The organism is Aeromonas finlandensis (genome assembly GCF_000764645.1).
Lineage (GTDB): Bacteria > Pseudomonadota > Gammaproteobacteria > Enterobacterales > Aeromonadaceae > Aeromonas > Aeromonas finlandensis.
This window is the reverse complement of the sequence record NZ_JRGK01000269.1, coordinates 24,057-38,026: the sequence shown is the minus strand read 5'-3', so window position 1 is coordinate 38,026 and position 13,970 is coordinate 24,057. Positions and strand designations below refer to the sequence as shown.

General features: G+C 58.9%; 10 protein-coding genes. 1 reads left to right on the top strand and 9 read right to left on the bottom strand.

The window, feature by feature from the left end; all coding sequences use genetic code 11:
- Positions 1-3 precede the first annotated feature (3 nt).
- Positions 4-2,031 carry an oxidoreductase gene (locus LD28_RS0114930; protein ID WP_033137740.1) on the bottom strand — a complete coding sequence of 676 codons (2,028 nt, stop codon included), beginning with the start codon at positions 2,029-2,031 and terminating at the stop codon, positions 4-6.
- A 208-nt stretch (positions 2,032-2,239) separates the two neighbouring features.
- Here LD28_RS0114930 and sppA point away from each other — a divergent pair, with 208 nt between their 5' ends.
- Positions 2,240-4,084 (top strand): signal peptide peptidase SppA, encoded by a 1,845-nt coding sequence (sppA, locus tag LD28_RS0114925; RefSeq protein ID WP_033137739.1) that lies wholly within the window; start codon positions 2,240-2,242, stop codon positions 4,082-4,084.
- 91 nt (positions 4,085-4,175) lie between these two features.
- On the opposite strand, the gene LD28_RS0114920 is transcribed toward sppA, so the two are convergent.
- The 8 genes from LD28_RS0114920 to LD28_RS0114885 all read right to left on the bottom strand — a co-directional run bounded on the left by LD28_RS0114920 (position 4,176) and on the right by LD28_RS0114885 (position 13,353).
- Positions 4,176-5,096, bottom strand: coding sequence for a L,D-transpeptidase family protein (locus tag LD28_RS0114920; RefSeq protein WP_033137738.1), 921 nt, complete (start codon positions 5,094-5,096; stop codon positions 4,176-4,178).
- A gap of 540 nt (positions 5,097-5,636) precedes the next feature.
- Entirely contained in the window at positions 5,637-6,878 is a 1,242-nt protein-coding gene (locus LD28_RS0114915) for a tetratricopeptide repeat protein (protein WP_033137737.1), read from the bottom strand.
- 11 nt (positions 6,879-6,889) lie between these two features.
- A complete protein-coding gene (locus tag LD28_RS0114910; protein ID WP_033137736.1) occupies positions 6,890-7,525 on the bottom strand; it encodes an energy transducer TonB in 636 nt (211 codons plus the stop codon).
- Between the two features lie 16 nt (positions 7,526-7,541).
- Positions 7,542-7,949 carry an ExbD/TolR family protein gene (locus LD28_RS0114905; RefSeq protein WP_033137735.1) on the bottom strand — a complete coding sequence of 136 codons (408 nt, stop codon included), beginning with the start codon at positions 7,947-7,949 and terminating at the stop codon, positions 7,542-7,544.
- A gap of 67 nt (positions 7,950-8,016) precedes the next feature.
- Positions 8,017-8,544, bottom strand: a complete 528-nt coding sequence (locus LD28_RS0114900; RefSeq protein WP_005338936.1) for a MotA/TolQ/ExbB proton channel family protein — start codon at positions 8,542-8,544, stop codon at positions 8,017-8,019.
- Between the two features lie 10 nt (positions 8,545-8,554).
- Complete coding sequence (locus LD28_RS0114895) at positions 8,555-9,928, bottom strand: MotA/TolQ/ExbB proton channel family protein (RefSeq protein WP_033137734.1); 1,374 nt, start codon at positions 9,926-9,928, stop codon at positions 8,555-8,557.
- Positions 9,925-10,689, bottom strand: a complete 765-nt coding sequence (locus LD28_RS0114890; RefSeq protein WP_033137733.1) for a DUF3450 domain-containing protein — start codon at positions 10,687-10,689, stop codon at positions 9,925-9,927. Before LD28_RS0114890 ends, LD28_RS0114895 begins: the two co-directional genes overlap by 4 nt.
- A 108-nt stretch (positions 10,690-10,797) precedes the next feature.
- Entirely contained in the window at positions 10,798-13,353 is a 2,556-nt protein-coding gene (locus LD28_RS0114885) for a TonB-dependent receptor (RefSeq protein WP_033137732.1), read from the bottom strand.
- Positions 13,354-13,970 lie beyond the last annotated feature (617 nt).

Here is a 13,970-nt window from a genome sequence, read left to right as displayed (position 1 = left end):
AGATTAGATGACAGCGGCCAGTTCGGCGCCCTGCCGGATCGCCCGCTTGGCATCCAGCTCGGCTGCCACGTCGGCGCCGCCGATGATATGTACCGGCTTGCCTGCCGCCTGCAGACCGGCCTGCAGCTCCTTGAGGGGCTCTTGCCCGGCGCAGATGATCACCTGATCCACCGGCAGACACTGTTTGGTCTCGCCCACCTGAATGTGCAAGCCCTCGTCATCGATCCCCAGATATTGCACCCCGGAGAGCATCTGCACCTTGCGGTTCTTAAGCACGGTACGGTGGATCCAGCCGGTGGTTTTGCCAAGGCCGTCACCCACCTTGCTCTCCTTGCGCTGGAGCAGCCAGATCTGGCGCTCGGGGGCGTCGATCTCGGGGGCGATCAGGCCACCACGCTGGTCGAGTTGCTTGTCGATGCCCCACTCCTTGAGCCAGTGATCTCGATGGCCGTCGGCATCCATCTCCACCTTCTTCTCCACCAGATATTCGGCCACATCGAAGCCGATACCGCCAGCACCGATCACCGCTACCTTCTGGCCGACCGGCTTGTGATCCCGCAATACATCGAGGTAGTTCAATACCTTGGGATGCTCGATCCCCGGGATATTGGGGGTGCGCGGACGGATACCGGTGGCGAGGATCACCTCGTCAAAACCGCCGCCGAGCAGGCTCTCGGCACTCTGGCGCTGGCCCAGATAGAGCTCGACGCCACACTTCTCCAGCCGTTTGGCGAAATAGCGCAGGGTCTCGTGAAACTCCTCTTTACCGGGGATCTGCTTGGCGAAGTTGAACTGGCCGCCGATTTCGCTGGCCTGATCGAACAGACTCACCTGATGGCCGCGCTCGGCAGCGTAGCAGGCGAACGCCAGCCCGGCCGGGCCCGCCCCCACCACCGCCAGCTTTTTGGGCTGGGGCACGCGACCAAACGTCAGCTCGGTCTCGAAACAGGCGCGGGGATTGACCAGACAGGAGGCGCGCTTCTGCTTGAATACGTGGTCGAGGCAAGCCTGATTGCAGGCGATGCAGGTGTTGATCTCGTCCGCCCGGTTCTCGGCGGCCTTGATGACAAACTCGGGATCCGCCAGGAAGGGGCGCGCCATGGAGACCATGTCCGCCTCGCCGCCCGCCAGAATGCGCTCGGCCACCTCGGGAGTGTTGATCCGGTTGGTGGTGATAAGCGGCACCTTGAGATGCTTTTTCAGCTCGGCAGTGACCCAGCTGAAGGCGCCGCGCGGCACGCTGGTGGCGATGGTGGGAATACGCGCCTCGTGCCAGCCGATACCGGTGTTGATGAGGGTCACCCCCACCGCTTCCAGCGCTTTGCCAAGGGCGATCACCTCTTCCAGAGTCGAGCCCTGCTCCACCAGATCCAGCATGGAGAGGCGGAAGATGATGATGAAGTCGGTGCCGACCCGATCGCGGATGGCGCGGACAATCTCCACCGGGAAGCGCATCCGGTTTTCGCTGCTGCCGCCCCAACCATCGCTGCGCTTGTTGGTGCGCTCGCAGATGAACTGGTTGATGAGATAGCCTTCCGAGCCCATCACCTCGACGCCGTCATAACCGGCCGTCTTGGCCAGCGCCGCGGTGGCGGCGAAGTCGCGAATGGTGCCGCGGATCTGCCGCTCGCTCATGGCGCGCGGCTTGAACGGGGAGATGGGCGCCTTGAGGGCGCTCGGCGCCAGACTGAACGGATGGTAGGCATAACGACCGGCATGGAGGATCTGCAGCGCTATCTTGCCCCCCTCCTGATGCACGGCGCTGGTCACCTTCTTGTGCTTGCTCACCTGCCAGGGGAAGCTCAACTGCGAACCGTGGGGCACCAGCCGTCCGCGCAGGTTGGGGGCAATGCCGCCGGTGACGATAAGGCCGACGCCACCGCGGGCGCGCTCGGCATAAAAGGCGGCCAGCTTGTCAAAACCGCCCTTCTCCTCTTCGAGGCCGGTATGCATGGAGCCCATCAACACACGGTTGCGCAGTTGGGTAAAACCAAGGTCGAGCGGGGTCAGCAGGGTCGGATAGCGGCTCACGATGCCTCCAGTTAATTTTTTGTTATCAAACTGGGGCTAGAGTAAAGAATCGAAAATCCTTTTTCAAACAAATGTTTGGACAATTTTTCAGCGAACAGCCGTGCCCTGAACGAAGATAGGCGGGATCCACCAGCCGGAAATGGCAATTGGCCCCGCAACTGGTTAATAATGACCCTTCTCTACCCATTAACAGGGCGATAACGCGACTATGTCTATTTTCAAAGGTCTGGGTTGGTTGTTCCGCAGCCTGTGGCGACTGCTCAATTTCACCCGGCTGATGCTGGTCAATCTGCTGTTTCTCATCGTAGTGCTGGTCATCGTCTACAGCGTTGGTCAGAAAGAGGCGCCGGAGACCCCAATCGAGGGGGCGCTGACCCTCAATCTCAACGGTGTGCTGGTAGAGCAACGCAGCCAAACCGATCCGACCGCGCAACTGCTGCGCCAGATGGATAGCAGCGACGAGCAGCCGAGCGAGATCGTCCTCTCTGACCTGCTGTGGGCAATCAAAAATGCCAAGGATGACGAGCGCATCAAGGCGCTGGTGATCAAGCCGCAAGGGCTGCAGGGGGCCAACTTCACCAAACTGCAGGAGGTGGCGAGCGCTATCGATGAGTTCAAGGAGAGCGGCAAACCGGTGATCGCCATGGCCGACTTCTACACTCAGGGCCAATACCTGCTGGCAGCCCACGCCGATCACGTGCTACTCAACCAGAGCGGCGCCGTGGTGATCGAGGGGCTCGGCGTCTACCAGACCTACTTCAAGTCGGCGCTGGAGAAGCTCAATATCACCCCGCACGTGTTCAAGGTCGGCACCTACAAATCCTTCGTCGAGCCCTATACCCGCGACGAGATGTCCCCCGAGAGCAAGGAGGCGAACCAGCGCTGGCTGGATCAGCTGTGGCAATCCTATGTGGCTGATGTGGCCGAACAGCGCGAAATCGAGCCTGACGCCGTCGCGCCGGGCAAGGATCGCTTCCTCGAGCTGCTGCGCAAAGCCGGTGGCAATGCCGCCAACTACGCCCTCGACAACGGTCTGGTAGATCAGCTGGCCACACGCGACGAGATGACCCAGGCGGTCATTAAAGAGGTCGGTGAAGCGGACGATCACGGCTGGAAAGGGGTCGGCCTGAAAGAGTATCTGGCCGCCGCGCCCGAGCAGTATCCCCAGAGCGGCAAGGATGAAGTCGGTCTGGTGGTCGCCAGCGGCGCCATCATGGATGGCGTGCAGCCTGCCGGTACCATCGGCGGTGATAGCCTCTCCGACCTGCTGGCCGATGCCCGTCGTGATGACAAGATCAAAGCCGTGGTCCTGCGAGTCGACAGCCCCGGCGGCAGCGCCTTCGCCGCCGAGCAGATCCGCGCCGAGCTGCTGGCCCTGAAACAGGCAGGCAAACCGGTAGTGGTCTCCATGGGCAGCTATGCCGCTTCCGGTGGCTACTGGATCTCCGCCGATGCGGACAAGATCTTCGCCTCCCCGACTACCCTCACCGGCTCCATCGGGGTGTTCGGCATGTTCGCCACCATCGACAAGGCGCTGGCCCAGTTCGGGGTACACACCGACGGGGTCGGCACCACCGATTACGTCGGCGTCGGCCCGACCCGCGCCCTGCCGGATCACGTTGGTCAGGCGATCCAGCTGAGCGTGGAAGATACCTACCAGCGCTTCATCGGTCTGGTGAGCAAGGGCCGCGGCCTGAGCCCGGAAGAGGCCGAGAAAGCGGCCGAAGGACGGGTCTGGACTGGCGAAGATGCCAAGGCCCTGGGTCTGGTGGACGAGTTCGGCAATCTGGACGACGCCATCAAGGCCGCAGCCGATCTGGCCAATCTGAAAGAGTGGCAGGTGACCCCCATCGAGCAGGAGGAGTCCACCAAGGACAAGTTCCTGCGCCAGCTGTTCGACAGCAGTGCCAGCGTGCTGGCTCCACAGTTGCAAAGCTGGTTGCCAGCGGGATTGGGCAAGGCTCTGGTGGAAGTGAACCGCAGCCTCGACCCGCTCACCCGCTTCAACGACCCGCAAGGCACCTACGCCTTCTGCCCGGTCTGCGTGCAGTAACCAAGCGGCGAATGCCCCATAAAAAACGGCGACCAGATGGTCGCCGTTTTCTTTATCCTGCCAGTGCCAGCGGCACCGCCAACTTGCTCAATCAGGGATTGAGGCGGGTCGGCATACCGGTACGCTGTTCCAGCACCTGCTTGACCACGTTGGAGTCAGACTCGGCGTGGGCGATGAAGCGGGTAGTGGCCGGGGTCATCGGGAGCGGCACAGAAGCGGTGGAGTTGAACTCCTCCTCGTTACGGGAGAGCGGCTCGTGCACTTCCATGTAGCGACCACCATCCGGCTCGACCGTGGTCTTGACCGGCTGGTTGACGAACTGGACGCGAGTGCCAACCGGCACGTTATCGAACAGATACTTGATGTCGTCGGCGCGCAGACGGACGCAACCGCTGCTCACCCGCAGACCGATGCCGAAGGTGGCGTTGGTGCCGTGGATGGCATAGAGGTTACCGATGTAGAGGGCGTGCAGACCCATGGGGTTATCCGGGCCAGCCGGCCATACCGCAGGCAGGGTCTTGCCCTGGGCGGCGTAGCGGCGACGGATGTTCTCGGTCGGGGTCCAGGTCGGGTTGGCACGCTTGCGCTCTACCTTAGTGATCCAGTTCTCCGGGGTGTTTACCCCCAGCTGACCGATGCCGATAGGCAGCACTTCCACCACGTTCTTCCCTTTCGGGTAGTAGTAGAGACGCATCTCGGCGACGTTGATGACAATCCCTTCGCGGGGCGCGTTGGGCAGGATCAGCTGGTGGGGGATGATCAGGGTGCTACCCGCTTTCGGCAGATAGGGATCAACGCCCGGGTTGGCTTCCATGATGTTGGTCAGACCCAGCTGGAAGTCAGCAGCGATCTGCTCCAGCGGACGGTTGTCCGCAGGCACCACGTATTCCTGATTTTCACCGATCAGGCGGCTGTTGGCCGCAGGCAGACGGTACTCGACGGCGGCAGCCTGCTGGCTCACCAGCGCAAATGTGCATAAAAGGGCCGAAGCGGCAGTGCGAAGGGGATTCATAAAATTCCTGTGTGGTTTCCTGTACCAAATGGGCCGGGGGCCGTCTCATCCTCGGTCTGCCGGTGGCGGGTCAACCTGCCCCACGACGCCAATAACCGAGCGCGCATTCTTTCCTGAGTCGGCCAAAATTTCAACTTCGATATGTTGCTTTTCTTGTTAAAAGTGGTCGTTTTCAACGCGACCGTTATCAACAGGGCAAAAGCCACTCTAACAAGTCACAGCTGAGAGAGAGATGAACGGCATCGGCGGCCTGCCAGCGAGCCATGCAGTCTCCGGTCAACCACGGCGCCACACCAGGTTGTTTCACTGTTGAAACAGAGATAAGCGCATTTGTCACACCAGAGGAGATAATCCACTCTCGACGGTGGCACCTTGCAGACATGGAAGAGAGCAAAACAGCGCGTCGGCCACGGGAAGGAAAAAACAACCGATGCCAACGCTGCTCGGCGGGCGGCCAGTGCCATAAAAAAACCGCCCCGAAGAGCGGTTAATGGAGCCACCAGGCAACCATAAAAGGGACTACAGGTGTTGTCATTGGAATTACTGGACGGCCGCCTCCCCTGCGCCACTCTGCTCCTTGAGGAAGCTGATCCAGGGAGATGCCCGCCCGCTGACGTTGCCATTCTGAGCCGCCTGGGTGAAGGCGTTGAGGGCCTCCTTCGGCTTCTGTTGCTCAAAATAGGCGACCCCGGTCAGGAACTTCAGATCCGCACGCTGTTCACCATTGGCATTGGCCGCTGGCTTGGCGGCCAGCGCCACCAGATCCTGATAGCGCTTGCTCTGGATCATCATGCGCGCCATTTTCAGCTGCAATTCGGCATTCGGGGCCAGCCGATAGGATTTGGCCAGGGTGTCGATGGCCGGATCCAGCTCCTTGGCCTGATGCCAATAGTTGGCCAGGGTTTTGTAGTTGCTGGCGCTCTGCTCAATCACTCCATCCTTCATCCCTTTCTCCATCACCCGCGCTGCGCGATGGGGAATGCCGCTGAAGGCGAGATAGTTGGCCAGACGCTGCAGTTCGGCCGGTTCGGTCAGCATGCCGAGGCTGTAGGCTGCCTCCAGTGCCGCCAGCGCCTTGCTATCGTTGCCTGCCTGCATATGCATGGCCGAGAGCTGGGTCCAGTACTTCTTCTGCTGCGGGTGCATGTCGACCAGAGTGGTCAGCACCTCGGTCGCCGGTTTGTACTGTTTCAGCTCGTAGTGGGCCGCCATCTTCAGCAGATACCAGGACTCCGGCGCTTTGCCCGCCGACAGCTTGATCGCCTGATCTACCGCCGGAATGGCCTCACGGTACTGCTTGAGCTGCACGTGGGCGTTGGCCAGGGTGATATAGGCGTGGGAGTTGGGCTTGTCATCCTTGCCCTGGTTGGCAAACCACTCCTTCATGGTCTTTATCGAACCCTGGAAGTTGCCCTCCGCCATATAGAGCTGGGCCAGGTTATAGCGCACCTGCTGGGCCACCGGTGGCGGCAGGCCGCCAGTGGCGATGGCATCGGCAAAGTACTTGGTCGCCTGACCGTATTTCTCCTGCTGGGCAGCCACGAATCCGAGAGTCTGCAATATGACCCCCTTGTCGTAGACCCGATCACCCACGCCGGAGAGCGCCTCCTGCAATCTGGCATTAGCCAGACCGTATTGTTTGTCAGTGATCAGCTCCTGCGCCTTGTTGACCGCCCGATAGGCCCGATCCGACAGGGCTGGCTGCTCGGCGGCCCAGCTGGCGGTGCTGAGCAGCACCGCCATGGCGACCGGGGCGAGGATCATCTTGTGTAACTTGTTCATCGCCACCTTCCTTAGTTGACCGCGAACTCGATCTCTTGCTGCATACGGCTCTCTTGCGGCTTGCCATCTGCCATAGCGGGCTTGAACGTCCACTTGGCGATGGTTTTGCGCGCCTCTTTGCCAAGGTCATAGCTGCGTGGCTCTTCCTTGACGATCCGTACGTTGCTGACAGTACCGCGCTCGGTGACGGTGAACTCCACCAGCACCTTGCCGGAGGCCAGACCCGCCAGCGCCGCCTTGCGGGGCATCATGGGCTCGAAGGTTGCCAGCGGAATGGCGCCGTTGTTGCCACCGATCCCGCCACCGCCGCCACCGGTGCTGTAGGCACCGAGGGCGTTGCCGCCACCGATGTTGACCGGAATGTCGAGCTTGGGCATATCCATGGGAGAGCTCTCCATCTGCGGCCGATCCGTGCTGGCCACCTCCATCTCGGGAGGGGGCGGCGGACGGTTCGGCGGCGGCGGTTTGGGCAGCTCCCGTTGCTTCTCTTGCAGGGTCTCCTGGGGCTTGATGCGAATGAAATCGGTCATGGCGATGTCATCCTTCTCCACCAGCTCCCGGTGATCCGGTGTGATCAGCTTGTTCATTCCCAAAAACAGAAAGAACACCACCACACAGGAGACCGCCAACGATATCAGGTATCTCATAGGTCTCTCTCCAGCATCAGCTGCTCTTGCTGGCAGCGATGGAGATGTTCTGGACACCGGCCATGCGGATCTGATCCATGACCTGCACCACCAGACCGGAACGGGATTCGGTATCGGCCTGGATCACCACGGCGCTCTCCGGGTTCTCGGCACGCAGCCGCTCGATGTTGGCACGTACCGCCCCCACTTCCACGATGCGCTTGTCGACCCAGACCTGACCGTTTTCGCGTACCGCGACCATGATATTGCCCTTCTTCACCGTCTCGGCCGTGCTGGCACTGGGACGGTTGATCTCGACACCGGACTCCTTGACGAAGGAGGTGGTGACGATGAAGAAGATCAGCATGATGAACACTATGTCCAGCATGGGGGTCAAATCGATAGCCGCCTCGTCAGCACCGCTGTCGCTGTAACGTTTTCTCATAGCAGAAACTCCTTGCTTGTTCTGTGCCCCCGGCAGGCCATGCCTCGCCGGGGGTATGCATCCTGCATCAACCGTGTTTCAGGTTGTCTTCCAGCTTTTGCACCGCCAGTTTGGCCTTGTGATCGAGCTGGTTGACAAAAAACAGGCCGGAAAGGGCGGCAATCATGCCCGCCATGGTCGGTACCGTTGCCTTGGAGATCCCCGATGCCATGGCCCGCGGCGAACCGGTGCCGGTGATGGCCAGGGTGTCAAACACCTGCACCATCCCCACCACGGTACCGAGCAGCCCCATCAGCGGACAGAGGGCAATCAGCACCTTGATGACCGGCATCCCCTTGTCCACCGCCATGGCGACCCGTGAGACCAGCTCGCGCCGGATCTGCTTGGCAGACCAGGAGAGGTGATCGGTGCGGGCCAGCCAGGTGGCCTTGGTCTGTTTCACCTGCTTGGGATAGACCGCCATAAAGTAGAACCAGCGCTCCAGCAGCAAGGCCCACATCATCAGGGTCAGGAAGAACAGGGCGACCAGTACATCGCCCCCCAATCCCAGAAACCGGCGGACCGACTCGACTTCTTCAATCAACCAGAACCACATGGGTGACTCCTTACGCTGCAGCTTTGGAGGCGTGCAGACGTTCCTGATAACGGGCGACGAACCCGGCGCTCTGCTCTTCCAGCACCTGGATCAGACGACGGCTCTGGGTCTGCACAATGGTGTAGAGGAACAGCATGGGCACCGCGACGACCAGACCCTGCATGGTGGTCACCAGCGCCTCGGAGATACCGCCTGCCATCAGCTTGGGATCGCCGGTACCGAACAGGGTGATGGCCTGGAAGGTGGCAATCATCCCCACCACGGTACCCAGCAGGCCCAGCAGCGGCGCGACCGAGGCGATCAGCTTGATGATGCTGATGCCCTTCTCGAACTTGGGTACGTTGCGCAGGATGATCTCGTCGAGCTTGGACTCCAGATCCTCGATGTTGTCACCACGATGACTCTGGTAGGCCCCCAGCATGTCACCAAGCGGGTTGCCCTTGATGATCTGATCGGATTTCAGCTGCTTGCGCATGGAGGTGCCGATCAACGACAGGCGGATACCGCAGAAGATGGCCAGCAGGGTACCGAGCACACCGAGCACCATGATGACGTAACCCACTTCACCACCCTGATCGACCCGCTCCTTGAAGGTCGGAGACTGCACCAGCAGAGAGAGGATCACGCCGCGAGACGGGTCGATGAAGATGGGTTTGACCCCGTCACCACCCTGTTCAAACTCGGCGATAGGCTCCAGCACCCCCTTGTCCGGTTGACGGGGAAGTTGCTCGAACTTGCCGGTCTCCGGCACGAAGGTGAGGTACTTGCCTTCGGAGACGGTGTTGAACTCACCGATCTGGGTGACGGTCTTCTCGGCCTGGTTGCCCTCGCCGTAGACCACGGTCGCCGGGATCTGGCTCACCTTGCCACCGTCCACCATGCGGCTGAGGGTGGTAGTCCAGAACGCTTCCAGATCGTCGCTGGAGGGGAGCTCTTTACTCTCGGCCAGACGGGTCAACAAGGCAGATTGCTCCGGATGCTCGACCCGACGGGCAGAGGCGTTGAAGATCCCCTTGAACTCACCGGCAAACTGACGCAGCACACCAAACATCTCGCCCATGTTGCCGGAACGCTGGCGCAGGGTTTCAGTCAGCTCGGTCAGCTGCTTGTCGTTGGCATCGAAGGTCGCCTTGAGCCGCTCACCCTTGGCCGTTTCGGCAGCCAGCTCGGCCTTGGCCTTGGCCAGCAGCGCCCCTTGCTCGTTCTTGTCGGCCAGGAAGCGGGCTTCCCGCTCCTTGTTGAGTTGGGATTCACTTAAGCTGGAGGCCTTGACCTGATTGAGCAGCGCATTGAGATCCACCGGTTTTTCGGCGGCAGTCACCGGCAGGGTGACCAGGGTAGCTCCCGCAATCAGGGAGGCAATAGCAAGTTTGATTCCTTTCATGATGCTTTCTCCGCAGTTTGAACCGGCAGCTTGATGAGGGCGGGAGGCGCCTGCTTCTTGGCGATGCGAAGGCCCTGTTCAACCGCACTGCGATACTCCTGGGGCAACTCTTCCCACTGACGGGTCTGCTTGTTCCACATACCGGTCTCATTGCCATCCGGGGACTGGTAGAGCAGGGCAATGCGGCCGACGCGCAGAAACTCGTAGGTCTTCTCGCTGCCATCCTTGTCCAGGCTCGCCTTGTAGGACTCGATGGTGCGACTGAAGCCCTCCTCGATCTGGTAAGCCTCCAGGATCTTGCGGTACTTCTCGGAGATGGTGACATCTGCGCTGTTCATCAGGTCGGTCAGTGCGGCAACCCGATCTTCGCGCTCGACCTTCTGGAACGGCAGATCTAGGGCGACGAACTGCTCAAGGGAGTCGATCATCTTGAGCATCAAGGGCACCACTTCGGTGCTGGTCTGATCAATCTGGGCGATCTGCTTTTGCATCGAGGCCAGCTCGGTGGTCTGGGATTCGACCATCTTGCCCACCTGCTCGTTGTAGGTGCGCAGACTGTCGACCTGACGCAGGGCGGCCTTGTACTGGGCCAGCGCAGACTCGGCAGATTCGGCATAGCTGTCGATTTTCTGCTGGGAAACTTTGGCTGCATTATTGGTGGCGGCTTGAGCGTCCACGGCCTGACCGGCGGTGGCGGCACTCAGATTGAAGCTGGTCAACAAGGCGGCCGAAACCAGGCTGCCAAGGAGCGCTTTCTTCATTGTAATGGTCCTTGTCTTCATAGGATGACCCTATCTCCGTAACTTCCTTGGACGTTGGGCACAGCCGACCCGACCGGGCCGGCTGAGGTTGTATATCAACGGGGTTGATTAGAACTTCTGGGTGTAGTCGATGTAGTAGACGCGACCGTCGATGCCGTAGAGGTATTCATCGTAAGTGTAACCATCGCTCGACAGGGAAGGCCCACGGTTGAACAGGTTCTTCACGCCGGTCTGGATCTTGGCATTCCAGCTGGTATCGACCGCCACGTTCAGGTTCCAGACGGTGTTGGACGCGATATGCCCCTCTTCCTTGCCGTCCACATAGTCCTGGCTCTGGGAGTCGATGTAGTTGGTGCTCAGGTAGGTATCCAGATTCCACAGCTGCGGGAAGTTGGCTCCGATCCCGGAGTTGAAGCGGAAGTCGGGTCTGCCATTCCAGCCCTTCTTGTCGACCATTGGGCCGCCAGCAAACAGACCTTCCTCATATTTCAGGATGTAAGTGCTGCCAAAGTCGTAACGCAGGGTGAAGGAGTTAAAGTCGTACTTGTAGTCCGCCTTGAAGTCGATACCACTGGTCTTGAGTTGCCCCAGGTTGACCATGCCGGCGTAGACCATCTCGACATCACCGTTGGCGTCACGGATGACGTTCGGGTTACTGCCGGTGTTCAGCTCCTGGTAGAACTGGGTCTGGGTGGTGGCCAGCTGGATCACGTCATCAATCTTGATGTAGTAGTAATCGAGCGACAGGTTGAGATTGTCCAACGGGTTGTAGGCAGTACCGATAGTGAAGGTATTGGCGGTCTCTTCCTTCAGGTTCTTGTTGGATTGACGCGTTGTGTCGTACTGCGCTTCGGAACAGTTGGCGACACCATTGGCCTGGCAGTAGACATAGTCCTTGGCAAAGTCCGCTGACTGGGCATCCGCCGCATAGAGATCATTCAGACCCGGCGCGCGGAAAGACTGGGACCAGGAGGTACGGAACATCAACTGCTCAAGCGGCTGATAACGCAGGCTCGCTTTGGGCGAGAAGGCGCTGCCAAAGTCGCTGTACTTGTCGTAACGGCCCGCCAGGTTCAGCTCGATCTGCTCGGTGATAGGGATCAGGCTTTCGATGTAGGTGGCAAACACGTCACGCACTCCACCACCGGAGTTGCCTGAAGAGCCCAGTACATTGCCCGCTTCGGACTGGCTGTCGTAGGTATCGGAGTAAACCCAGTCGTTATACTCGGCGCCCAAGTACCAGCTGACGGGGCCAGCCGGCAATGCGCCCATCTCCCAGCCCAGACCGCCATACCACTGGAAGAAGTCCATCTTGGAGTTGCGACTGGTGGTATAGGAGAGATCCTTGGTGGCGTCAGCGGAGAAGCTGCCATTGACAAACTTGCCGCTGTTGACCTGGGTCTGGACAGCAGGTTCCAGAACATAGCCATTACCAATGCTCTGGTTGTCGGTCTTGGAGTACATGTAACCGGCGTTCCACTCCACATCCCCTACTGTTTCGGTCGGCACTGTGCCCTCAAAACCGAGATTCAGGGTACCGGTCAAATCGGTTACATCGTTGTCACGGGGCCCGACGTTGCTGAAACGGTAATAAACGGTAGCGGCTTTGGCGGTGCTGAAGTTGTTGGCTGAGAGGACTGCGGCGCTTTCCGGGGTGGATCCATCCACGGTGAAGGCACCGGCAGCAGGCGCGAAGCGACCAAAACTGGTGACGCGGGAACCAATCATCTGCGGCACAAAATCCACACTGTCATTGATGTGGTAGCGACCGTTCACATAGACGGTATCACGGGTGCGTGAAGCGGTTTTGGCTGCGACCTTGGCAAAGTCGAAACGGCAAGCCGTGCCCTTGGTGACGAAACCGGGACCGGTGCCTTCACAGTCAACCCCATTCAGAGTACGGGTGACCGTCTTGCCAGTGGTCGCGTCTACCCCCTTGATATTGCGACCATACAGGCTAGGGGACTCAGCCCCCTGCTTGGCCAGATAGTCACGATCCTTGTAGTAGATCTCGTCTTTGACATCGTGCTCGTAGACCATCATCAAGGCGCCCTTCTCACCCGAAACGCCACTGACGATGGAACCGCTCTTCTCATCCCCACCCTCTTCGCTCGGGGAACCGACACGGCCCTGGAATGACAAGCCTTCAAAACCCTCTTTGAGGATCACGTTGATAACGCCACCGATGGCATCAGAACCGTAGAGCGCGGAGCCGCCATCCAGGTTCACTTCCACTCGCTCAACCGCCGCCATGGGGATGGTGTTGAGGTTGATGGCAGTGCCGCCCATGGTAGGAGAGCCAGCAATTCGCTTGCCATTGAGCAGCACCAGGGTGCGATCTTCCCCAAGGCCACGCAAGCCAACGGTGGCTTGTGACTGGGCAGAACTGCCGGATGAAGGGGAGAAACCGCCGAAGGAGTTGTAAGAGGCCTGTTTCAGATAATCCGCCACAGTCTGCTGACCAGACTGTTCGATCTGGACCTTGCTGACAGCAACAACCGGAGTTGCACCCTCGACATCGACACGGGAGATACGGGAGCCAGTAACCTTGATTTTCTGCAATTTTTCGACGTTCTGCCCTTCTTCGGCAGACACGGATGGGGCCACTGCAAGGCTCGCCAAGGCGAACGCAATCGCAGCAGAGATTCTGCTCTTCCTAAGCATCGCTTATATCCTTCCTGGTTGTTTTTTGTTTGCTTCCTGATATCGCCCTCTTTGGAGCGATGTGTAAGGCTTATCAATCTTTGACTGGCGGCGTCAATGGAGTAGGTGGCAGGGAAGGCAGAACACACAATAAGATGAGTGTGTTATTTTTGGCCTGCATATTTAGTGAATAATTCCACAGGAAACAACAAAAGCAATGTAAAAATATTGTTAATGACAAATGGTGGCGTTGAAACGATATTTGATGAACTTATTAATTCGGATGTTGTCTGTTTATATATCATTTCGATTTATTGGCATTCATCAGAATAAAACACTAACCACATAGAAATTGAACCCACCTGACCTGATGAAAGAGAAGAATAAATCCGTCGAGATGATATCGTTTTCCCTCATTTTGGTTACCGCAATAAAACACTTAAAAATCAATAACATAACCACAGGAAAATCTAGAAAAAACTGCCGGTTATATTTTTTAAAATAATTTTGAGCAGCAGCGTTTTGTTTTGATTTTCACTTTTCAGATAAAAAATATCATTTTTCGGCGTTTTTTGTCTCAGAGAGTCATTTGTCCCTATCTTCCATTTACTTTCACTTGATTTTTGTTACAGAGCTTT